General features: G+C 43.0%; 26 protein-coding genes. 1 reads left to right on the top strand and 25 read right to left on the bottom strand.

What is annotated here, in order from left to right:
* Window position 1 precedes the first annotated feature (1 nt).
* The 3 genes from coaBC to gmk form a co-directional block, all read right to left on the bottom strand.
* Window positions 2-1,213: a bifunctional phosphopantothenoylcysteine decarboxylase/phosphopantothenate--cysteine ligase CoaBC gene (coaBC, locus tag CES81_RS03435; protein ID WP_089120697.1), complete on the bottom strand. Its 1,212-nt coding sequence runs from the start codon at window positions 1,211-1,213 to the stop codon at window positions 2-4.
* Window positions 1,214-1,343: 130 nt separating this feature from the next.
* A complete protein-coding gene (rpoZ, locus tag CES81_RS03430; RefSeq protein WP_089087715.1) occupies window positions 1,344-1,559 on the bottom strand; it encodes a DNA-directed RNA polymerase subunit omega in 216 nt (71 codons plus the stop codon).
* Window position 1,560: 1 nt separating this feature from the next.
* Complete coding sequence (gene gmk, locus CES81_RS03425; protein ID WP_089087714.1) at window positions 1,561-2,181, bottom strand: guanylate kinase; 621 nt, start codon at window positions 2,179-2,181, stop codon at window positions 1,561-1,563.
* Window positions 2,182-2,449: 268 nt separating this feature from the next.
* Here gmk and CES81_RS03420 point away from each other — a divergent pair, with 268 nt between their 5' ends.
* Window positions 2,450-2,635, top strand: a complete 186-nt coding sequence (locus CES81_RS03420; protein WP_089120696.1) for a hypothetical protein — start codon at window positions 2,450-2,452, stop codon at window positions 2,633-2,635.
* On the opposite strand, the gene CES81_RS03415 is transcribed toward CES81_RS03420, so the two are convergent.
* From CES81_RS03415 to CES81_RS03320, 22 genes are all read right to left on the bottom strand, one after another.
* Window positions 2,627-2,953, bottom strand: a complete 327-nt coding sequence (locus tag CES81_RS03415) for an acetyl-CoA carboxylase (protein ID WP_089120695.1) — start codon at window positions 2,951-2,953, stop codon at window positions 2,627-2,629. The two genes, CES81_RS03420 and CES81_RS03415, sit on opposite strands and share 9 nt — an antisense overlap.
* Window positions 2,931-3,419, bottom strand: a complete 489-nt coding sequence (locus tag CES81_RS03410; protein WP_089120694.1) for a hypothetical protein — start codon at window positions 3,417-3,419, stop codon at window positions 2,931-2,933. The genes CES81_RS03415 and CES81_RS03410 overlap by 23 nt, the downstream gene beginning before the upstream one ends.
* 8 nt (window positions 3,420-3,427) lie before the next feature.
* Window positions 3,428-3,856, bottom strand: a complete 429-nt coding sequence (locus tag CES81_RS03405) for a hypothetical protein (RefSeq protein WP_089120693.1) — start codon at window positions 3,854-3,856, stop codon at window positions 3,428-3,430.
* Window positions 3,856-4,146 (bottom strand): hypothetical protein, encoded by a 291-nt coding sequence (locus tag CES81_RS03400; protein WP_089120692.1) that lies wholly within the window; start codon window positions 4,144-4,146, stop codon window positions 3,856-3,858. The genes CES81_RS03405 and CES81_RS03400 overlap by 1 nt, the downstream gene beginning before the upstream one ends.
* Before the next feature lie 22 nt (window positions 4,147-4,168).
* Window positions 4,169-4,567: a hypothetical protein gene (locus CES81_RS03395; protein ID WP_089120691.1), complete on the bottom strand. Its 399-nt coding sequence runs from the start codon at window positions 4,565-4,567 to the stop codon at window positions 4,169-4,171.
* 230 nt (window positions 4,568-4,797) lie between these two features.
* Window positions 4,798-5,874 (bottom strand): GH25 family lysozyme, encoded by a 1,077-nt coding sequence (locus tag CES81_RS03390; protein WP_089120690.1) that lies wholly within the window; start codon window positions 5,872-5,874, stop codon window positions 4,798-4,800.
* The gene (locus tag CES81_RS03385) at window positions 5,867-6,442 is read right to left on the bottom strand and encodes a phage holin, LLH family (RefSeq protein ID WP_089120689.1); all 576 of its coding nucleotides are present in this window, start codon (window positions 6,440-6,442) and stop codon (window positions 5,867-5,869) included. Before CES81_RS03385 ends, CES81_RS03390 begins: the two co-directional genes overlap by 8 nt.
* 11 nt (window positions 6,443-6,453) lie before the next feature.
* The gene (locus tag CES81_RS03380; RefSeq protein WP_089120688.1) at window positions 6,454-6,729 is read right to left on the bottom strand and encodes a hypothetical protein; all 276 of its coding nucleotides are present in this window, start codon (window positions 6,727-6,729) and stop codon (window positions 6,454-6,456) included.
* Window positions 6,722-6,988: a hypothetical protein gene (locus CES81_RS03375; RefSeq protein ID WP_145993322.1), complete on the bottom strand. Its 267-nt coding sequence runs from the start codon at window positions 6,986-6,988 to the stop codon at window positions 6,722-6,724. The genes CES81_RS03380 and CES81_RS03375 overlap by 8 nt, the downstream gene beginning before the upstream one ends.
* Window positions 6,985-7,365, bottom strand: coding sequence for a hypothetical protein (locus tag CES81_RS03370; protein ID WP_089120686.1), 381 nt, complete (start codon window positions 7,363-7,365; stop codon window positions 6,985-6,987). Before CES81_RS03370 ends, CES81_RS03375 begins: the two co-directional genes overlap by 4 nt.
* Window positions 7,366-7,376: 11 nt before the next feature.
* Entirely contained in the window at window positions 7,377-10,304 is a 2,928-nt protein-coding gene (locus tag CES81_RS03365; protein WP_089120685.1) for an SGNH/GDSL hydrolase family protein, read from the bottom strand.
* Window positions 10,304-10,798 carry an XkdX family protein gene (locus CES81_RS03360; RefSeq protein WP_089120684.1) on the bottom strand — a complete coding sequence of 165 codons (495 nt, stop codon included), beginning with the start codon at window positions 10,796-10,798 and terminating at the stop codon, window positions 10,304-10,306. Before CES81_RS03360 ends, CES81_RS03365 begins: the two co-directional genes overlap by 1 nt.
* Window positions 10,791-12,827 carry a phage baseplate protein gene (locus CES81_RS03355; protein WP_089120683.1) on the bottom strand — a complete coding sequence of 679 codons (2,037 nt, stop codon included), beginning with the start codon at window positions 12,825-12,827 and terminating at the stop codon, window positions 10,791-10,793. The genes CES81_RS03360 and CES81_RS03355 overlap by 8 nt, the downstream gene beginning before the upstream one ends.
* A 5-nt stretch (window positions 12,828-12,832) precedes the next feature.
* Window positions 12,833-12,991, bottom strand: coding sequence for a hypothetical protein (locus CES81_RS13455; RefSeq protein ID WP_180949709.1), 159 nt, complete (start codon window positions 12,989-12,991; stop codon window positions 12,833-12,835).
* Window positions 12,988-14,421, bottom strand: a complete 1,434-nt coding sequence (locus tag CES81_RS03350; RefSeq protein ID WP_089120682.1) for a phage tail protein — start codon at window positions 14,419-14,421, stop codon at window positions 12,988-12,990. Before CES81_RS03350 ends, CES81_RS13455 begins: the two co-directional genes overlap by 4 nt.
* Window positions 14,414-15,253 carry a phage tail family protein gene (locus tag CES81_RS03345; protein WP_089120681.1) on the bottom strand — a complete coding sequence of 280 codons (840 nt, stop codon included), beginning with the start codon at window positions 15,251-15,253 and terminating at the stop codon, window positions 14,414-14,416. Before CES81_RS03345 ends, CES81_RS03350 begins: the two co-directional genes overlap by 8 nt.
* Before the next feature lie 20 nt (window positions 15,254-15,273).
* Window positions 15,274-21,246, bottom strand: coding sequence for a phage tail tape measure protein (locus tag CES81_RS03340; protein ID WP_089120680.1), 5,973 nt, complete (start codon window positions 21,244-21,246; stop codon window positions 15,274-15,276).
* A 6-nt stretch (window positions 21,247-21,252) separates the two neighbouring features.
* Entirely contained in the window at window positions 21,253-21,411 is a 159-nt protein-coding gene (locus CES81_RS13345) for a hypothetical protein (RefSeq protein ID WP_225356341.1), read from the bottom strand.
* Window positions 21,412-21,452: 41 nt separating this feature from the next.
* Window positions 21,453-21,866, bottom strand: coding sequence for a phage tail tube assembly chaperone (locus CES81_RS03335; protein ID WP_180949708.1), 414 nt, complete (start codon window positions 21,864-21,866; stop codon window positions 21,453-21,455).
* A gap of 58 nt (window positions 21,867-21,924) precedes the next feature.
* Complete coding sequence (locus tag CES81_RS03330; RefSeq protein ID WP_089120678.1) at window positions 21,925-22,248, bottom strand: hypothetical protein; 324 nt, start codon at window positions 22,246-22,248, stop codon at window positions 21,925-21,927.
* A gap of 14 nt (window positions 22,249-22,262) precedes the next feature.
* Entirely contained in the window at window positions 22,263-23,033 is a 771-nt protein-coding gene (locus tag CES81_RS03325; protein WP_089120677.1) for a phage tail protein, read from the bottom strand.
* A partial coding sequence (locus tag CES81_RS03320) for a DUF806 family protein (RefSeq protein ID WP_145993321.1) occupies window positions 23,034-23,213 on the bottom strand: 180 nt, incomplete at its 5' end.

Here is a 23,213-nt window from a genome sequence, read left to right as displayed (position 1 = left end):
ACTATCCCTCTTTTTGTACTCGTTGGCTGATTTGATCAACCACTTGTTTGGCAATAACGTGTTTATCAGCCAGTTGGGTTTTTATTGGTGCCTGGCCTGGCTGCAAAATGGTGACTTGATTCGTATCACCGTTAAACCCAACGCCAGGCTTTGAAACATCGTTTGCAATCAATAAATCGAGTTGCTTATTAACTAATTTTTGCTGGGCATTATCAAGTAAGTTTTGCGTTTCAGCAGCAAACCCCACCGTAATTTGACCCGGCTGCTTGAGCTTAGCAACTTGTTTTAAAATATCAGCGGTTTTGGTCAACTTGATGGTCATTTGATCGTTATCAGCGGTTTTCTTGATTTTCTGATCCGCACTGTTAACGGGCTTAAAATCCGCGACAGCTGCCGCCATCACCAGAATATCGGCTTGCTTAAACGCCTTGGTCACTGCGTCAGCCAGATCTTCCGTGGTCAGCACGGGAACCAAGTTAACACCCGTTGGGACCTCCAGCTTGGTGGGAGCGGAAATCAGGGTAACATCAGCACCTCGCCGCTTCATCTCCTCAGCAATGGCGTAACCCATTTTGCCAGAAGAGTCGTTAGTAATAAAGCGGACCGGATCGATACGCTCCCGGGTACCGCCAGCGGTCACAATAACTTTTTTGCCAGTTAACGGGGTCGCTTGGCGATTCATACGCTTAATTGTCTGCATGATCGCTTCTGGTTCAGGCATTCTGCCCCGCCCATTATAGCCTTCAGCCAAAAATCCACTGGCAGGTGTCATCACGGTCATACCATCCTGCTGTAACGTCGCAATGTTTCGCTGCGTAGCCGGATTATCTAACATGTGCTGATTCATCGCTGGTACGACTACTTTAGGTGCGGTAGTTGCCATCAAAGTCAAACTGGCCATGTCATCCGCAATGCCATTGGCTAGCTTACCGATGATGTCAGCAGTAGCTGGCGCCACCACGGCCAAGTCAGTCCAGTCAGCCAGTTCAACGTGATCGACGGCTTTAACGTTGGTCCCTGAAAACATCTGCGTTGCGACCGCGTTCTTTGATAATACCTGAAAGCTTAGCGGTGTCACAAAAGCTTCCGCAGCCCTTGTCATCACCACGCGGACTGCCGCGCCGTCTTTAACTAAAAGACGGGTCAGCGCTAGTGCTTTATAGGCTGCAATACTGCCAGTCACGTATAACGCTACATGTTGTTGCTCAGCCATTTTAAGTCCTCCCAAACATCTCATTATTTACCTCTAATTGTACCAGAGTGAATGGGACCTTGCACAAACAAAACCGCTATCTTAACCCCCACTTGCTGGGGATCAAAACAGCGGTTCTAAGTTTTTAAGATTAGCTGATCGAATCAGTTTCATCTGGATCGATGATCACTTTGCCAGCCGCGATTTCTTCAAGTGCACGACCGATCGTTTTGGGTGATTCATAACTGTCTAGCAGTGGCTTTGCGCCAGCTTCTAGCTCATGTGCCCGTTTGCTGGCAAGCATAATCAATGAGTAACGGGAATTAACACGTTCAAGTAACTTATCTACTGATGGGTATAATAACATTCTATTCGTCTCCCTCTAATAACATCTGTTCATAATCTGGCATCACCCGATTGACCCGTAATCGCTCAGAACGAATAATTGTGCGAATACGAGCTACCGCGTTTTCGACTTCATCATTAACGACCGCGTAATCATAGTTACGCATCATTTTAATTTCGCCAACCGCTTTTTTAATGCGCGCGTTGATGACGCTCATCTCTTCTGTACCGCGGTGGATCAGTCGGTGCTTTAATTCCATTAAATCAGGTGGGGTCAGGAAGACAAAGACAGCATCTGGACAGTTAGCCCGAACCTGCATGGCACCATTGACTTCAATCTCCAAGAAAACATCCTTACCTGAATCTAAGGTTTCATTTACATATTTTAATGGCGTACCGTAGTAGTTGTCAACATACTTGGCGTATTCGAGCATTTCACCATTCTTGATGTTTTCTTCGAACTGCTCTTTAGAAACGAAGAAATAATCGACGCCATCACGTTCACCTTCACGAGGCTTACGGGTAGTCATGGAAATGGAGTACTGAAAATCTGTGTCTGGTTCGTCAAACAAGGCTTTACGAACAGTCCCTTTTCCAACACCGGACGGCCCAGATAGCACAATCAACATACCTCTTTTTGTCATTACTTGAAATCCCCTTATATAGTTTCAGAGTGATAATAAAAACCATTATCGCATAAACGCCTGCAATCCGCAACACTATTGGTCTTCTATGATGTGAAAGTCTTATTGGCTTCCATTTTGGCTTACCAATCAAAATTAATAAATTCCGGGGTAGATGTATTAAAGCTTTTGAGTTGCCATTATTAAATGGTAACTTTTTTTATTTTTTGGAATATAAATTAAAATAATGACGTATTTATTTATATTACCACGAAAGGAGATCAACAACATGAAGGCTGTAAAATATATTTCCGATGGTAAACAAGTTCATACTATTATATATGGTCAGTTAGTCTACACCGACAATTTTAAAACCGAACTGGAAGCATGGAAGTTTGCCAACTGCATGAATGATCCTCGAATTGTGCCAAACGAAAAGCCACCCCGTTGCTGCGGTGGCTTTGTTTTACTCTAATGGATTTTTGCTCTTCTGGATAACTGTTTGCTTAACCGGCCAAACTTCACCGGCAAAGCCAGTATACTGAATTGTCAGTTTGGTATGCTTCTTCAAGTCATCCACGACTTGCTCTAAAAACTCCAGTCGATAATCTGTGAGTGAATGCAATGGTGTTGATTTTAATCTCATTCCTGCGTGTTGTGATTCAAAAAAGAAGTTATACGTTTTGTCATATGGATCATTGGATATGCTGATCTGATAACGTGTTCGACTCATATGCTTAAATAGTGGCTCGATACGACTGTAGATCAGTTCAGCTTCTTTTGCTGGCGTCATGCTTATCACCTCGTTTATTTTTTGGAATGTATTTTTCTTCACCAGCTTTTCGAGCTTCTAACGCCTCTTTTATTGTGTTAAATGTTCCCAAATGGTGGTGAACGCCAGCAACATTTATGCTTGCCACATAATGTGTACTGCCGTTCTTGTAGTGTGTCTTTTTAACGCCTGTATATCCAGTCGTATTATCAATCCGTTTCTTACGCTTGTCGCTAAGTAAGAATACAGCGACACCGTCAACCCTTTTGGCTTCATAACCAGGAGCGATTGTGTGGTTACGATCTCTTTTAACATGGCCACAGCTAGTCGTATGACCAGAAGTTAAGTGTTGAGTTGTAACACTGGTTTGCTTACCACAATCACACTGGCATAACCATTTGGTATGACCATCAGCGGCCTTTCCCCATTTTCTGATTGCTGTTAAATGGCCGAATACTTTACCAGTTAAATCAGCTTTTTCAGTCATGATAAACCTCACTTGTGCTTTTCAATGGTCTCGTCCAGCATTTCGCTCAGATTCTTCATTGCTTGTGTTGCTCGTTCTGGTGTATCTTTTCCGTCATCATAGTATCGATTAAAGGTGACATTCTTTATGCTGCCGCCTTGCCAGCTTATCGTGATTAATTGGTTCTCAATCTTTTTGACTAAATCACGATTTAATTCAGGATGTTTTTGAATGAAGACAATGATTGGATTGCCTTCAATTTCAAACAAAGCGTCAAGTACCTGTCCTGGTGTCTGATGGGTTACTTGTGCGAGTGCCTGCACAACTTTAACTGTCATTTGTGAAACCGGTTTGTCATTGGCAGCTGCTAGAGTACCCTTAGACAAGCCACTGGCTAAAGCGACCTGATTTCGATTGTGCCCATAGTGTTTTAGATATTTGTCAATTGTATTTGCCATTAGCGTGTCTCCCAGCTTTTTGTGATTGGTTCTTGATTGTTAGAAAGTGCCTCATTCATACGATCAGTTTCTTCAGCATCAGTAATAGACACCTTAATTTCGGTAACACCTTGATTTAAGACAGCGATCGTTTCTTTTCCGACTAAATCGTCAGTTTTGATTTTAGCACCAGCTTCAGCTAACTTTTCAAGTATCTGGTTGGCTACTTTCGTGCTGCGTTTTTCATAGTTTGAACTGATTTCAAATCCGTTAACTAACGTGCTGGTTCTGATATATGATTTCTTTGTCATGATGAATCCCTCCTGTTTAATCTTAAGCAACAGCCAATACTGATTTAGGTGTCCACATCTCAACATAGCCATAATCAGTGTTGAAACTTACTAATTCAGCTTTTTCAGTTTCACGAACAATGTCAAATGAGTTAGTGGTGTTGCATACCGCAAAGGCTTCCTGTTCATTTAAGTTCTTCCGAATAATCCAAGTTGGTACGCCTTCAACATATTCGTTTTGACGTTTCATTTCTGGAGTGGTGACTAAACGAATACCAGCGTTAACAATTGCAGCATCGCCAAAGCGCTTCTTGTTATATGTCTTAACTTGACGCCAAACTTCTTTAAGAGCAAAGCTGAAAGCAATTTGGTAATTGTCAGTAGCACCCACAATTTCGTGTGCGATCTCGTGAGCTGCTTTAAACATTTGTGATTTCTTCATGATGAATTCCTCCAATTATGGTATATTGGAAGAGGTCTTTAGTCGGACCGCCTACCCTCGTGGTAGGCTTTTTTATTTTCCTCTTCCTTGGTACAACTATATAGTACAATATATTGAACATATTGTAAAGCACTTTTGTTCATTTTATTGAACTTATTTAGACAGTAAAAAAGCCTCCCAACCAATTAAGGTCAGGAGGCTTAATTTATCGAGATTACTTTTTTATTGTGCTACTTTACAAAATTGTTTATCAACTTGTTGCCGCTGATGTATTTACCGTCAGCTAATTGTAGCCGTGTAACACTGCCAACTTTGACCACCTTGGCAACATCAAACAGCGTGCCGGCTCGGAAGCTAGCTACAAGATACTTCTTATCAAACTTCTTACTGCGGTATTTGTTGGTGCCATGGGTTGACTTAACCCGCTTTACAGCATTCTTAGCTGTCGTGTAATACAGATTGTTGATCCAAGCCTTATTAGCTGTGACAAATAGGCCATTGGTCAGTTGGAAGACAGCATATTTTGTTGATTTCGATTTAATCAGTTGCTTAACATGGAGCTTAGTGTATGGTTTGTAATACTTAACTACACCTTTGCCATGGCCAACCTCTGCTTTAGTTCGGTAAGCTGCCACCGTGAAGCGTGGATAAATCCACTTTGGATCCCAGTCAAAATACTCATGTTTGTTTTTCGGCTTAGTACTCGTAGCTCCTTTAGTGTAGAAGTCCGAGTAAGCGACTGACACATCAAAGCGTGAAGAACTGCCAGCAAAGTGAGCACCACTAGTCCACTGCCAGGCGTTATATGAGGCGTATAGCTTCATACCACTTGGGTTGTACGGATAGTTAGCAATCCAGCCAGCACGTTCACTATTGTTGATGGAGACCGAATTAGTCCAGCTTCCCATCGTATAAAGGTCATAGCGGTAACCGGCAGCCTTAATGATTTTAGCAAAGGCACGAGTTGTTGCACCGTTTTCTGACCAGCCACGATTGTAGCTTTCAAAGTCGCACACGAGCACAGCCCCCTTGGGTACGCCGGCTGCTCTAGCACATTTAACTGCATAGTGAGCTTCAGCTCTAGCACCGCTAACCGTTGTAAAGCGCGCAAAGTGATAACTGTGGATCTTTAAACCAATTGATTTAGCACGGGACAAATTCCCCTTGGCAGTGGTGTCATAGTAGTAAGTACCCTCGCTTACCTTACTGATAATAGCCTTAACACCCTTAGAACGCATAGCACGAAAGGTGCCAGTTGAGATATAACCATTATTATTGGAAATATCCACAATATCATATCTAGGCATTAGGATCACTTCCTTGCAGTTCGGCCAGCTTAGCCTGTGCCTTTTCAATAGCAGCCTGGAGATTGTCGATTTCAGCCTGCTTACTACCATAGCCAGTTGGCTCAGTAGCTTGACCGGCTTCTGCAACGGGTGCAACAGCATTCTGAATTGCTGCAGCGTCTACCTTGGTTGCTGAAACACTATCAGCATTAGCAGCACCCTCATCGATCACAGCCCGCTTTGCCTGAGCCTTGGTATTTAACGAAGTGAAATATTGATAGGCCTTTTCAATTGCAAAATCAATATCCTTGTTATCAATAGACTTGATCCCTTTTTTGGCAAGTTGCACCTGGATAGTCTGCAACGCTTGATCATGCTTAACACCAGTTGGTAAATCATACTGTGTAGCCAGCTTTGCCACGGCACCTTCCGCTAACTTGTCCAGCACGTCATACATGTTGGAAACTTTCTTAGTTTTAGCCGATTTATGACCTTGCTGAATCAGCGGAATCACCACGGCAGTTAGCACCGCCATTAAAATGGTTTGCAGAACACCACTATCACTTAATACTTGAAGTGCATTTTGCATATCAGCACCTCCTATTCAGCGTCTTTAACAGCGCTGTTGATGTCAGAAACAGCCTTGTCAGTATCTTCACTGTCATCTGGCTTTACTGTAGTTGGTTCAACAGGCGCTGAAAAGTCACTTGATACTGGTGCCGGTTCGCCAACACTAGCAATGTCAATATCGTTGAAGAAATCGAGTTCCGCCTGTACACCTTCCTTGAGTTTGTCTGGCACATCGTCAATAGATGCTTTACCATTCAAGATTAGTGCTGAAAACAGGACGTTTGTTGCATTATTTAATTTAGCCATTTTCATTCTCCTTTTGATTTTTAGCCCTTTCGTTTCGCAGAGCCTGACGTGCTTCGTCAGCTTCGTTTTCGGCCTTAATACGCCGTTTGCGCTCTTCCTCAGCTGTGTTCTTCCAATAGTTCATCTCTTGGAAAAGCTCCTCTCGATGAGATTTGCGTTTGCTAAGGAGATAAGTATAGTAAGCCGCGAACATGCCTGGGATGATCGCAATCACTGGATTTAACTCTAAGATAAAGTGCCCCAAATTGGGTCCCATCACTCGCTGTCGCTCCGACTGGCTAAGACCATGATGACCGCGGTCAGTGCGGCGTTACTGATCCACGGCATATCAATACCTAGCACAATCCAATGCATGAGCTGATATAGCGTCAGCACGCACATCAGAAAAGATGATGCGATTAATAGAACGTGATCTAACCGAACTGAACGTCGATCATCAAATACCCAATAAAGCATAACGATGCCGACGATTACAAAAAGACCGCCAACGATATCATCGTTAGCAATCCCATCAATCACTGGCGGCCATAAGAAATACTGATCATGCGAGATCAAATGAAAGCCAATTCCTAATTCTGCCAGGCCAATCACGGTATGAAACGGATTGTTTTTTAGATTTTCTATAAATTTGTGCATTTTATCACCTGCTAAGCTTCAAACTTTACGCCTTCAAGGTCAATGCTGGCATTAGTCCCAGACATGATCTGAATGTGATACATTGCCATTTCTGCATAGCTTAAAAGCACCGTTTTACCATCGTTCAAGGGGTATTTGGCACCGTTAACCAGCACATACGCACCATTGGGGGCGTCGGCATAAGCAACTAACTCTTTCGGCGTGGTATTCATGTTCATAATCAACGTGTCTAAGATCAGCGTGTCAGCCGTGTTCTTAGTCGTTTGAAATTTAGTCTTAAACCCGTCTTTAAAGTCGGGGTTATCGACCACCCATTCCTGCGGTGCATCAGACTTGGTGTTTTGCAACGTTGGGTCGACCTGGCAATCGTCAGTGATCGTCATAGCCCGGGTTAACAACTGGTCTTCAAACCAATCTGCTTCAAATTGATGTCCACGCGGTGCAAAGTGGAGACCATCGAAAGTGATATCACTATTTTTAACGTGCGAATGCTGCAGAAAAGCTTGAGTAGCGGCGTTTAAATCTAACAGCTGTAAGTTCAGATCATGGGCTAATTCTTTACGCATGGCATTTTCGGCTGCGTACATGTACCACTCCTGCCGATCACTTAAAGTCGTTAAGTTGTTGGCTTGAGTCGTTGCCAAGCAAACTGACATGCCCAGTGCGCGAATTTTCTGGATCACGTCTTGAGTGATCCCTTTGATGACATCCAAGTTATAGAATTGGGTGGCATTGTTAAGGCCCATGCCTAAAATGACGAACTGTACACCATCAAACTGCTTGCCAGCACCAAAATAATCATTGAAGTTGTCGTGGATCCATTGAATCGATTTCCCACTGAAACCGCCATTAACCACGGTGATGTTAGGATTGCCAGTTTCAGCTTGTAAAATTGGCTGTAATAGGTCAGACCACCGACCATCGGTGCTGGAAGTTCCGGTGATCTGATACGTTGAGTCCCCTAAATTGGCAATTTTTACGGCTGGTTTGTCTTTGGAATACATCTGCGTGGACAATTCCTGCAAGCTCCAGTTAGTCGAAGAGTCAGTGGTCCCACGGCCACCATTACCAACGCCGTCAACCACCACATGATCTAAATCATCGATACCAAAGGCTTTGCCATTCCAAAACGTCAAGATACGGAAGTCATCGCGATCATGCGGATAAACGTCTACATAAAAGCTTCTTTCGGTCAGCGTCAAATGGTAGAACAGCGCATTGATACTGGAACCGGTTGCTTTATCTTCATAGGTCAAATTGCTTTTGCTATCGATTGACTGAAAACGGCCGGCTTGTGGAATGCCTAAAATAAAGTCATCACTAAAGTTGATCGTTTTGTTAGCTGAATCAATGGTCAAAGTACCTTGCAATATCGTGGCATTTCCCTGTTTGGATTCACCAAATGGTTTGATCACGATATTCGATCCATGCTCGATGAACTTTAACCCGGCAGCATTAACGATTGCCAGTACCAGCTGTGAGCTGTAAAAGCCCTGGTTAGTGGTCGTATAGTCTTGGTCGGCAATTTCTTGCAAACTAAAGGTCTTGCCTAAAGTGTCATAGATCAGCATGAAGTCGACACCTTTAGTTTTGTATCCCGAGAAGTCCAGCGTTAAGTCGTCCTTGGAAGTCACCGTATAGAAACGGTTATCGGTACTTTCAATGATGGTCGATTTGGGAATTGAAATGGCTTGCTGATCCCAGTCAACGTATATCGCATCACCAATATTAGCCGCCCGGTTGGTTGGTGCCAGCATCTCCGCACTGTTGAATACCACCGTTGTATGCCGATTGTAAGGAAAAACAGTTTGTCCGTCCGCAATGGCATTAAGCACGACTTCGGTTGAAGTTAACTCAGCAATCGAACTGACTTCGGTCAAAACGTTGGTCGGCTCGTCGTACACGATGTAATCAACACCGTTGCCAATGTTAACCAGATCTACTCCAGAATCAACGGGTACGTGAATTTCCGGTAATCCCACCCGTTCAATCAAGGTGCCGGCCCGCAAGTCGACATGCTTGTTTAGCAAGTCAATCGTAAATGTCCCGGAAGAAACGATCCCAACATTGGGATATACATCAAGCGCTTTGCCTTGATAGATGCCGCAGTCGACCCACTTGCTAGTGGTTCGGTCCCAACCGTAGACGTGATTGTCTGCACCGGACAGATACATACCATCATCGCCATTTGGGAAAGCGGCCTGAATCGCTTGAATTGAAGGGTAGTATTTAGGCGTTCCACTCGAGAGTTTGCCGATTTGATGTTTCAGTTCGGCATACGTAGGCCGGCTATTTAAAGCGGCCCAAATGTCCTGCTCATTGCCCAGCAGCGTTTTCCAAGTCTGATAATCTTTAATCGTATCTTGGAGCTGGTCGCTGTAAGTATCGATTTTGTCAGAGTATTTTTGAATATATTGATCCAGCATTTGTTCAAGTGTTCCACTGTCATTGTCAAGCTGGTCTTTGGTCTGGTTGTATAAGTCTAAAACTTCGTCATACATATCCCAGAAAGATGAATACAGTTTGACAACGTCATCACCATTAACATTGCTGAATGTATCAGTATTCAGTGTGAAGCTAAAACTAGTTGTGATTGCGCGCTGGCTAGTTTCATCAGTGGTGAGCGCTACTTGACAAGTGAAACTGCCAGGATAGTTTTGTTCCTTAGTCAGTGTGTATCCAACAATGCCGTTAGCAGCATCTAAAACCGACAGTGTTACTGTGTTGTCATAATTTTTATTAGCGGAAATGATGTGCATGATAGCTTTTGTGGTGTTATCCGAAAGCATCACAGGGGCACCGTTGCGAATTACCTGAAGCTTCATGACATCCGTATTTAAATCGCCCGTAAACCAGGTATTTCCCCGCCAGTTGACGCTTGTATTAGTTGGCGTTATATCGATAACGCCCATGATATCTTTAACTAAACTTTGAACCATTATTTAGTTCCATCTCCTTCTGTGGGGGCCACATAACTCTTGCCAGTAATCGCGGCATAATCGTCGGCCGTTATCCAGCTGACCGTAACCGCATTGGCAACTTGGTCATCAGTCCAACCACCTTGATCTGCGAGGCTGCGATAGCTCTTGATCCGATCTGCCCAGTTAGTTAATGGTGTCGATGTCACCTTACCGGCAACTGCCAGTGTTAATGCCTGCAAAGCTAAAGCGGCTTGGTTCGCTACATCATCAGTGCTGGCAACCTGGTCAGTTAAATCACTCAATTCTTTCTGCGTGGCCACCGTATCCGACCAGGTTCCCGCAGTCGCATCGTAGACCGGATTGATCATGCTTCGCGGTGTTCCAGAATTAGGAACTTCCACAAATGTTTGTCCAGTATTCTTAGCAGTGGCACGTTCCATTTTTGTATAACCGCCGCTAGGGTTGGGAACTAATACATAATCTAGTGTTGGCTGAGTATTTTCATCATCCATTCTTGATCACTCCCCAAAATTCTTTGATCACAATTTTGTTAGCAGTCGTGTTGGGAATCGCAGCGTGCCAGTCTGACGCATCACTAATTCTTGCTTGATTTAAGATTTCAAAGTGATCACTGACAACATGTAAATTACATTCAAATAGCCAGTAGAAGTTATTACCTTGAGTCCCTAGTTTTTGTGGCAAATTAATGTCGTGGATTGGTACCGTACTGGTTGCCATACTGCCATCGGCATGTTTTGTAACTTTAAATTCTTTGTAGTTAACGGTTTGACTAGAAGCCGAAGTATTTTGGTATCCAATAATGAAAGAATCGTAATGAGTAACGTGATTATAAAAGCTGCTCTTGGTGCCTGGTGCACTGGCGTCGCCTGACCAAAGCAAGACTTTACCGTTGTCTGGTACCCAACCATGTCCCAATGAGCCTAGTGTGCTTGAACCCGGCCATGTACCAGCATATTCAATCCGGTTCCAACCCAGACGTTTGTGATCGGGCCGAAGCTGAATCATGTGTTCATATCGATAGCCGTTGGGCGCTGTGGTAATCTCGATTAACACTGCATAGTACCAGGTCTTAGCGCTTTTACTAATGATATAGTCTTGCGGTTTGTCATTAATCGTTGTCCGCATTTGGTCAGCTGTGGCATACCACCAGCCTGATCCAAGTTCACTGATATTAACTTGAGATATAGGTACATGAACTGCTTGATGTGAAGATGCTCCACCGTTCTCAATCAGTCTCTTTAACCATGATTCGTAATTATAAGCGTGTAAAATATAGCGCCGCGCACCTTGCGGACCGCAAGCATGGCCAAAAGCAATCATAGGGTTCCCACCATCATCACTGACTAGTGACAAGCCTTCTGGTTCAGCTTTTCCCACCGCCGTATCATTACCGATTAAGTTATACTTGGTTTCATCAATGCTGAGCAAAACTTTGCCGGTGTAATCAAAAACGCTAACCCGTTCGTTGGAGTTAGCGTCATCGCCAGAATGCCAATACAGTTTGCCATTGTCAGCGTCAAAACCCTGACAGGGATAATATTGACTGCCATTAATATTAAATTGATAAATGGCATGACCGGTATTTTGCGTCCACTCATCATGTTTCCAAACTTGAATCAAATCGTTGTTATGATTTCCCGTGGTCCGAATCACAACGAGGTTTTGAGTTTCATCAAAAACCAAATATTGTTCTTTGCCGATATTCACGCCGGCCAGTTCAATGCCAGCATCACCCCAAGCTTTGGTCTTCTTGGGATCCCATGTGATATCAGCCATTACTGGATCGCTACCAGCTACTCTATCTAGACCAACTAAGATATGGTCCACACCTGCTACGGTTTTAATTTCAAACACTGAACCGTGGTTAGCATTGTTAATATCCATCCATTCGCCAGTTGGCTGGTCATCTTTAAACTGTAGAAAATGTAATAGATTGCCAAAATTGTCATTGTCTACTCGTGCGCAAGTGTACCAGTAGCCGGTTCCCCGTGAATACTGGCAACTTTGGACGATAGCATTACTGTGAACCACATGACGGGTTAAATTAAATTCAATTACTTTTGCCGGCCGCCCCAGAAAGGCATCTAACTCAAAGCGCTGTGCATTCTGTTTTGGCATCAAACCATCTTGATCAGGATTAGCCAATGCTAAGCAATATTTTAAATCGTATTCTAATCGTTCACGCAAAGTGTTGAACTGTGTCCCATCAACGGCCACCATGCTCATCCGCATATCAGCGTTGTCTACCTCACCAGGTATATTGTCAATGACGCCAATTAAGTAGTTGAAAGCGTCAGCAATCGATTCCGTATAGGTTTTTCCGTCTAAATGCTTTTCACTGACCTGAATGTTAGTTGCTAAATTCACATTTTGAATTAATTTGTCGAGAATCTCAGCGTTCACATTAACACCACGTAGCGCGTCATTCAGCGAGTCGTTTAGCATGGTCCTTGTATCTGAACTGATTGAATCTGGCAGTGTGATACCTGCCTTTACTTTTTGCGTGCTGATGTTGCTCACCTCCTCTAAGAATCAGTTTTTGCATTGATCAATTTTTTAATGTAATCAATATTGTTCTCAATATAATCTTCCACAGCATCATCAAAATCGGTGACGTTTTTGGCATCTGTTTCTGGATGCATCACGTCGCCGTCTTTATTAGTGATTTGAAATGAAATACTCATAGGCCAGTGCCTCCTCCAGGGATATAAGAAATACCACCAAGCGAAGTTTCACCAGTGGTATCGTCTGTGTTGTATAAAATTTGTGCTAAGTCTAATTCATCCGTTGCAATGGTAGCTTTGTTCAACGCATTGCCAGAATCACGGATCAGTGAAGACTCAATATCTGTGATGGTGGTCTTGGTATTGTTCAAAGTGACTGCACTAGGCTGACTTGAATCCATCGGGTAGGTTGTTAGCTCAACCACTTGAACCTTAGTTTGAATACCAGATATCATCTTAGCGTCCAGTGACCAGATATCACCTGGATGAATATCAAATTTACCCCGATAACTTAGACTGATACTGATGGTTGGATCAGGATGAGCCTTGGCCTTACCTGCTGCCATTAGTTTGTTTGTGTCAGTTTCATTTTTAACACTCACGTCACTGCCAGGATGTTCACCCCAAGCCGCTATTGATTCTTCATCACGATACGTCACACCGACAAAGTTGTTCGGGTCAGACTGCAGCTTAGCTAATTCAGTCGCAATCTTATTACTAGCTGTTTGACGCAATGCAGTTACTTTCTTGGTTTGCTCATCCTTAACGGGCTTAGTCTTGGCATCATACGATTTTCTCAAATCGTCCTTGTCATCTTTACTCTTAAGCTTTTGACGGGCTTTCCGATAATCCTTATCCATATCCGAGAGCTTGTCAGAATAAGGCTTCTTTGTTGATTTAAGGTCTTTATCCAGTTGGTCATTCACGGACTTTTTGTACTTAGCATAATCTTTATCATACAAAGTTTTACCAGTTACTTTAACAACGTTAGTGATACCAGTTGGATCAATCTCTAAATCAAGATCACTCGTATCATGGCCCACTCGAAAAGTTAAACCGGTTTCGTTGCCCCAGGCTTCAGCAGAATACACATTAATCTGACGCCCATCTGGAACAATTACCGCCGTTTTCCAGGTGTCGGTGATTTTTGATAAACCGTCCTTACCTGAGCCAGAGCCTAACGTTGAAAACTTTTCAGCAGTAAAGTCACCATGAACCGCATAGGTATAACCTAAAGTATTTCCATCAAAATAATGTGCCAGAATATCTTGTGGCTTATAGGTTCCGGCCACTAACTTAGTAGATGTATGCACGTCGCTACACTCCAAGCCAATGTTGGTAGCCGTTACTTGATACTGATTGCTACCATCAGTGGTCTGCGGTTCAGCGGTAGTGATTGTCCACTCCTGACCTAAAGCAATCACCCTGGCATTGGCTTTTAAGAGCGAATATGCAAAGGACTGATCGTCATCGGCTGTAAATGTTAATTCATAAGTTTCATTTTTTGCCCAGCTGACCGAAACTGTTGAACGTTCTACCGACTTTAAATTAGCTCGGTACTGGTTGTGAACGTCACTGATAGCAAACGGTTTAAATTGAGTATCAGACATAGAGAAATGGGAAACTAAATTTAATCGATGTCAGCGTGCAACCAGACACGTGAAATTGATTGACTCCTCTAGCTAAACTAATAACACCTAAATCAGTATTTTGCCCGCAAAATTCGCCATTCAGTTTTGCATCAACACCATCAAGGACTAATGTATCATCAGCCTTCATTGTTTTGGTATAAGCGAATTCAGTACCCGTTGTATTGTTCCTAATCATGGGGGATCCAATTGCTTTAATGGTGATCACTAAATCATGCATTTGTTCAAATGGCTGAATAGGAATACTTGAGGGGTTGTAAACATTAAATTGCGGGTTAGTAAATTCATAACGATGCAGAGCTTTATCGAACGGCAAGTTCATGCCGAATTGGTAATTTTCCTTTGACCAAAGTAAAGGATCGTCTGAACGGTAATAGCTATACCGAAAACCGGATGGAATTTCCAGAGGAATCGTTAAATTTCGGTCATCATTGTAATCACCAATCGTATCAAAATCAAATGTTTGCATAACACAATCAGCCACAATACCAGGTCTTAGCGACTCCCGCACTTGAATAAGTCGCCGGTCAAACAGCTGATCAAATAGTTCTTGCTGTTTAATTTTAAACTCATTATCAGTTTCCGATTCAAGATAAAATTTAGCGTTCATGGTGAGTGGTCCAAGTGCGACATCACCGTATTGAACTTCACCATCATGCGTCGGAAACGTTTGATAGTTGGTCGCCGGTGTCGGCGATGGACGGCTAAGACCTAAATATACTAGCCCAGGAATATTGGACATGGCAAATTCAGGCATGCCCTCATGTTTGACTAAAAGGTCATCAGCTTCCAAGTAAATTCCTTCCTTCTCTATTAAAATGCAGTACGAACTCGGTTCCTAACTTTCTTGCCTTGAGCTTGACCGATCTTAGAAACCAGTTTCTCAAAAGCATTCGGATCATCAGAAGATGTAGTGAGCGCACCTAAGATTTGTCTTAGCAATCCATTTTGTGCCTGTGTTTCTTTCAATACTGCCGTTTGGACAGTTAGCAAGTCACTTAATGAACCATTATCAGAATCATCAAAAACGCTTGATTTACGTTTTGATTTTTTTGGTGAGTCAGTTTTTCCAAATTCTTTCATAGTAGCGTCTAGCTCTTGATATGCTAGACTGCGTTTGCTTTGATCCCAAGGAACAACCATTTCTTTCTTGTTATCTTCAGCAATCCGAATTAACTGTTCATTGGAAACCAAGCCACCGTTCTTGAAACCTTTCAAAGCAGCGGCAATTCGGCTCGCTCCCGCAACATGTTGGGCATTAAAACCACCGCGCTCCCACTCGCTACTAAAAGCATTAGCCAATGATGCGATTGAACCATGGCCTGAAACAATTTTTCTAAAAATAGCAGAGTCAGAGCCTTCACCACGCAAAGCAAATTCCAGTTGCATTGATGGATCTTTCCAGCTCTTGCCATGTTTGCGAGCATAGCTTTCCAAGTTAGTGAAACGACCATTCAGCCATTGGCCTAAGCCAGAAGCACCAATACCGTTTCGAATACCTGGATTCAAACCAGATTCAAACTCCCAGTTTCCCAAAATGGCGGAAATCCCATTTCGGGTAGCAGCTGGATAGAGCTTTTTAAGGGCAGATGCCAATGATTTAGCACGGCTGACAATACTTCCAGAAAGATTAAAGCTGCCAATGCTCCCGCCATCATCCTCTAGTGGTGCCAAATGCTTCTTGATCCACTTCATCATGCCGCCAGTCTCTTTACCGACCAGCTTTTGCATACCAGAAGTGATTTTCGGCTTTTTCTTCTTGCTAGACTTGCTGGAACCATCTGAACCACCATGCATCTTAAGCAAATTTTCCCAACCGCGTGTGGTTGCACCATTATTATGGAAAGGATAATTGCGACTAACACCGATATGCACATGAGTTCCAGTACGCTGGCCAATGACATCACCAGTTTTAACATCATCGCCAACTTTGACCTTGGCATCAGACGGACGCCCAAATTCCTGATAGATGACATATTGACCATCTGATCCTTTAGTGATGATTGATGTTCCAACGGCTGACCAACCCGCACTAGGCGGGCCACCAACTCGAATAACTTTCCCGCCATGGACGGCATGAATAATACGTCCACCAGAAAAGTCATTCCCATCATGATCTGACTCACCACCAGCAACTGGTCCACGATAGCCAAAGCCTGAGGTGAGTGTCCAACCTGAGCCTGGTGAGTGTGCCCACTTACCGCCAGCAGCACTACCATCGCCACTGCCTAAAGCATCACTAGCCATACTCCAAACCGTAGACCACCACTTCTGACCTTGGTTCTTGGTGGCTTTAGTAAATGTCTTAGAAATGCCATCTAGCACATCTCCACTGACATCTGGCTTGTTATCCATTAACACGTTAAATGACTGAGTGGGCTTAGAATTGAAGCCCTGTAAAGCACCAATTAATTTCTTTAGACCGCCACCTAGTTTGCTGTACAGCTTTTTCATTTCTTTTGACATGCCATTGTCAAACATGCTTAAGAAACCTGTACCACTAGCAAAATGTTCACTAATTAAAGCAGCAGATTCACGGGCATTAAAGACTTCTGTTCCTGCTGGTACAAGACCAGTCCAGTTGCGCTCAGTTGGACTAAACATTTGTCCGTTTGGTAACATGGCAATCTCACGATTGTTAGTTTCAGGGCTGTCATTGCCATCATTAAGCATTGCCCACGTTGGGTGAGTGATTGGACGACGTGCACTGCTAAATGCCCCAGTACCAGTTGCAAACTTAATCGGCGAAATGGTTGTGGTGTTGCCACCGAATTTAGAAATAACACCATTGATACCCTTAATACCGCGATTAATCGTATCAATGATTTTGCCAATTCCCTTGTTAACTGTAGAACGAATATCCTTAAGCTTTGAACTGCTAATGCCGTTCAAGCCATTCCAGAATGAACGCCAGCCTTTAGTCATTTTGCCTTCAGAGCTACTTAAATCACCACGAATATCACCTAGCCGATCAGTGATTTTACGATCAGCTGACTTAAGCCCTGAACTGGCAGTTTTACCTAACCCATTCCAGGCTGATTTCCAGCTTCGCTTAATTGTAGTGATGAATTTAGAAATCGTCTTTTGGGCTGAATGAGTAGCTGCACCAATGCTTTTAATCGAAGAATTAAATTTCTTGACTGACTTTAAATCTTTGGTAGCATCGTTAACCTTTGTAACCATTGACTTAATGGCTTTACCAATGTTGTATTTCTTTAAATCCTGGTGAAGCGTTTTGATATGCTTATCGAGAGAATGGAACGGATCCTTTTTCCCACTAAGTGACTTCATGGATTTCTTCAGCGAATCAAATGAGCCACTCATAGTCTTGATAGGCTTGGCAATACTCTTCCAGGTACCGATATCTTTACTTAAGGACTTCGTAACAGCTCTCATGTTCTGCGTGATTTTGCTGTTCTTGATATCGTTGGAAATATCTTTGATGTAATTACCAACTTTAGAATCTTTCAGCGTTCTTTGAAGCTTAGGCAAGTCGTGGTTTAGTTCAGCAAAGGCATCATTATGGCTCATGGATTTACTGAATGAAGCCAGGACTTTAAAAGCATCACCCATTTTTTTGATAGGTGATGCTAGTTTATCCCAGCTCTTAATTGAGCTATTGAGACGGCTATTCATTTTGTTTAATTCTTTTGTGGGATCATTCTTACGAATTGAAGTTTTAAGACCTCGAAGTGTACTAGTATACAGCTTGATAGCCGCAGTCATTGACCTAACATTGGCGATATCACGTTTCGACACGTGAGTCGTAGCCACCTTTTTAATCGCATCTCGAGTTGTCTCTTTCTTAGCAGGCTGCTTCTTACGTTTAGGTTCCTTTTCTATTTTTCGGCTTCCAGTTAAAGAATCCCAGATGTTTCCTATATCGGATTTTATGCCTTTGCTCCAAGTGCTGACATTTTTCCTCATATCTTTTAAGAGGCCATGCCAATTCTTTTTAGACAAATCTCTAATACCGTCCCAAGAAGTAGATGCTGCGAGCTGCATTGTTCGGCCGTAAAGCTGGCCTCTTTCCTTCCAAAGCTTGCGTCCACCTTCTGCAATTCGGATAGCAAAGCCAATCACATGATGATGTTTTTCTACACCAGCAATATAATTGTTTAATTGGTGAGCGCCTTCGTGGTAATCAAAGCCTACTTTGGCAACAAACCCACGGGGCTTATAACCTTTAGCCCAGGCATTCCAACCGTGTTCAAACTTTCTAGTCGCACCACCAACAGCACCACCGACAACGGAACCAATAGCACTGCCAATTGCTGCACCAGGCGGTCCAGCAATTGCACCACCAATCCCGGCACCTATCAGACCACCAGCACCAGCACCAACCTTTTTGTACTGTGTCTTTTTCTTCTTCGAAGTGAGTCCTTTAACGATATCGTACGCCGAAAGAGCAATACCTAAACCGGCTAATAACCGGCCACCTATTGATTTTCCAAGTGGTAATGCTTTAGTAGCTAGGCGTTTACCAAAGGAACCGGTTACTTTAGAAGTAGCAGCGGTTCCAGCCACATCTTCACCAACCGTAGTTGCTGTTTTAGCAGCCGCTCCTTTATCGCCGAGGCTTGATACTGCATCAACTGCCTTGAAAGCCATTAATGCGTCTCTAGCTCGCCGAATATACATAATGAAATCTAGAATCTTTTTGGTAGCAAAAATACCAGCAAGTACAACACCAAAAGTCTTAACTTGCTGAGTGTGTTTACCAAGATATTCGATTGAATCAACTAAGAGCTTGGCTACATCACCAACACCTCTGGCAATCGCTCTTAAACCAGCTCGACCCGCCTTTGAATTAAAAGCTTTAGCCATGCCAACAGATGCTTTCGACAATATTGGTAATAGCTGCTTACCAATCATGATCATGGCAGCATCACTAGCGGCTTTAAACTGACCCATTTCAGCTTTAACTGATGTTTGGTTTTTCTTTGCTAGTTTAGCAACATAACCAGATCCGTCAGCTGAATCCTTTACCTTTTGATTTAGCTTGCCCATCTGATCAACGTTGTTAGCAAGAATTGTGGCCGCTTGCTGACCAGTTGCTCCAAAAATGGTACTAAATAACTGTCCTTTTTTAAACTTAGACATGTTCTTAGTATGTTCATTTAGAAGGCCCATGATATCAGTTAAGGACTTCATTTTTCCTGATTTAGTGACAAAATCACTAGTAGAAAGACCGATACTGCTCAACGCTTTTTGAGCTGCACTAGTTGGCTTTTGAATTGATTGAATAACTTTCCGTAAACCAGTACCAGCCTTTTGAGCTTCTAAACCGTTGTTAGAGAGAATACCAATTGCACTAGAAATTTCAGAAAGCCTTAATCCACTATTGTGAGCACTAGAACCAACATACTCCATTGCAACACCCATCGAATTAAAATCGGTGGCAGTTAAATCAGCTGAATACGCTAATTCGTTAACAACTTTTTTGGAATTTTTAATCATCCCAGAAGTTGAATTACTTTTCATACCAAATGCTTCAATGGTTGCCGTGGTATTATGCACAACGTCATTAAAGTCATCACCAGATGCTTTTGAGGCTTGCAACATCGACTTCATTGCACCCAAAGCCTGAGTTGATGAATAACCACGCTTGATCAGTTCTTGATATCCACCCGCAATCTTTTCTTGCGAAACTCCATATTGAACTGAATACTTGGAGCCTTCCTTCTGCATACGGTTAACGTTTCTTTGTGATTCAGCAGCTTTTTCACCACTGGTAATCAGTAAGTTGTATGTCTTCTTGTATTCATTTTGCAAATTAGCAGCTTTTTTAATACCAGAAGTTGCCGCAGCACCTATAGCTGCAAATCCAACTCCGCTGGAAATTGCTATCCCTTTGGCAGCTTTTCCAATAGTGGAAGAACCAAATGATTTTTTAATCGACTCGCTACTTCTTTTAGCTTCACGGTCAACACCGGTAAAACTAGCTTTAATCTTACTCAAAAAAGGATGATTAAGTTGATCCAAACTATCTTTAAACTTAATGACATCTCTCCGGGCGCTATTCATGCTGGCGGCAGACTCGTTAGTACGGATTTTCTGCTTATTTAAAGCATCCGTAGACCGATTAACTTTAGCCGATAGGTCACTTAAAGTTGCTGATTCCTTTTTAAAGGCATCGGAGTTTTCACCACTCGTATTGCGTAAGGTTCGCAACTTAGCGACTTGTTTATCATAAGCCGAGGTTGCCGATTCTAATTCATGCTGTAACCGTTGCTGTTCTGATGACTGTTTTTCAACCTGTTTGCTTAAATTTACATACCCAGATTGAGCTGCTCTGAACTTCTCGCGGTTCGCATCCAAAGTACGTCCCTCAGACTCTAATCGTTTAACATAGCTCTGTGAGACTGCCATTGTCTGCTTATAACCATTTTGCAGGTCAGCTAAGCCGCTAGTGTAATACTTTGACGCCGATTTAGCCCGTTCCAGTTGTGCTGAATAATTGGAAATCTGCCGGTTAGCTGATTGAATTTGATTTTCTAGCTTCATGTACTGTCTTTGTCCAGAAGCAGTACTGGTATCAAGGCCTTTTTGACGTGCAATTAATTCATTGATTTTATCACGCTGTAAGGTCATTGACTTACTTAAACCATCGACCTTAGCTTGAGCAGCATCCGAATACCTGCCAACACTTTTTAATTGGGCTTCCTGGCTCTTCCACGCATTAACAGATGACCTGACAGCACTACTTAAAGCTTTGTAGCTTTTTACAGCACCAATTGTATCAATGGTGACCCGTGTTGCCATTTCATCTTGAACTCTTGCCATATATTTTCACCTCCTGTATTGCTGTGATTGGATGTTTAGCATCTTTTTAAAGGCAATTGCTGGATCAACTGGGCGCTCGTCAGCTGGCTTGGCTCGCAGAATTTTCATCATGTCGTAGTAGCCTTGTTTATCAACGTCTTCCGGCAATGCCCCAGTTTGGATCATTAACTGCTGTTTTAAATACAGCAGATCCTCACGTTTGTTTTTTAATTCGTAGACACTTTTTCTGGCTTTGTAGCGTCGCTTTTTGGGTCAGTTTCGGCCTCTTCTTTCTCCGATTGAACGGACTTGTCATAATCGGCATCCGAAATACCCTCTAAGCGCGCATTGATATAACCGATAAATTCACCAAACTCTTGCATGTCGATACTGTCTTCCATGGTTTCCACTTGCTTATCCGTGAATTTCAAAGTGTTCTTAACGAATTCTTCCATAGCCTTAGTGGCCTTACGGGTCTTCTTAAGCACTTCCAAATCTGACATATTATCAAAATCGGTTGCATCCATCTCTAGCATTTGAATTTGTAGATCTTGCAATCGGTTCATCATGCCGACAGACGCCGGAACGTTGGTAACTTTATTAATTCCAATCCGCTTAGCACTAATCTTGATTTTTTCCATCATCCACACTCCTTTATTGGGTATGTAAAAAAAGAGCCTGCAAAGACTCTTTAATTAGTTATTTCATTGTGGCTGTTGCAATATTTGACCATTCGGAACCGGTGAATTGACCGGCATTGAGATATTGAGCTTGATCCTCAGTCGTTGTGCCAACGCCTGTGTCCTTAAATGATTGAACATAGAAGTTGATCTCATCACCAGTGCTGTGATCAGGCACCTTATTAGCTGGCAAAGTATAACTGGTATTAGTGGTGTACTCCATAAAGGTCGCGGCACCATCTTTTTGTCCAGGATTCCCATAATGCAGTACGTATGACTTAGCCCCAGTAACGGCACTCCAAGTAACCGTGATACTACCATCGGCATTAGCGGTTGCTTTCACGCCGGTTGGGGCTGCTATTTTGACTGAGTCGTTGAGCCGGTCCCAGTTGCAGGTGTACTGCCAGTGCCGGTTGGATTAGAGCCAGCGTTGCTTGGGTTGGCATTTTCACTCAATGAGGTATTGGCATCGCCACCAACATTAGTAAGGTTCAAAGTACCACTAAAGCCGCCAAAGACTTCTTTTAACATAGCGGCTTCATCAAATGTTGAGCCGTCGTAGTTTGCATACATCTTATATGGCTGTTGCTTACCCTTGGAATCCTTAAAGATGTTGTTATCAAGCGGAGTTAAAGCTTGATACGTCAAAGTGGTGTTAGCATCAACTTCGGCGTTGTTATCAGTACCATGGCTGTGGCCTGGTTCGATCAGTTCACCATTGGCAAACCCTTCGAAGTAGTCATTGCCATCAAACCCAGTGGTGTGAATCAGCATAGCAACGTGTGGTTTAGTGCCAGAACGTAGAGTCCAGCCGCCTTTGCCATCGCTGTCATATCCCTTTAATTTTTGCAAAATCTCATAAGGCATATCCAGCATGGTGATAGCAACTTGTGGCTGTGGCAGACCATGTGAGACCCGCTTAACCTTATCGTTGGCATATTGAACGGTACCTGCTTCTTCAAGACCAGTAACGTTAGCTTCAGTAGCACCTTCGCCGTCACCGTCAATTACAACAACACCATCGTCACCTAAGCCAGCTAATGTATCTGAAATCAGCTTCCCTGTATCATCAGTTAAGCCAAAAGTGACGTTTTGAATACCATGAAAACTCGTACTTCCGTTAGACATTTATTTGTCCTCCTTTAAAGTTATGCTGCGGTCAAAATAAAAGACCTTGGATACTTGATCAGTATCAGGGTCTATTAAGTGGTTCTTAGATTGAATTAAAGCCCATCTATGAGCTTTAAATAACTTAACTAAAGGTTGAAAGTTAAATAATACAGAAAAGCCCCGGCACGCCGGGGCTTT

The organism is Secundilactobacillus pentosiphilus, assembly GCF_002217985.1.
In the GTDB taxonomy this organism is placed as follows: Bacteria; Bacillota; Bacilli; order Lactobacillales; family Lactobacillaceae; genus Secundilactobacillus; species Secundilactobacillus pentosiphilus.
Note: the sequence above shows the minus strand (reverse complement) of the source record. Positions and strands in the feature narration are given on the sequence as shown.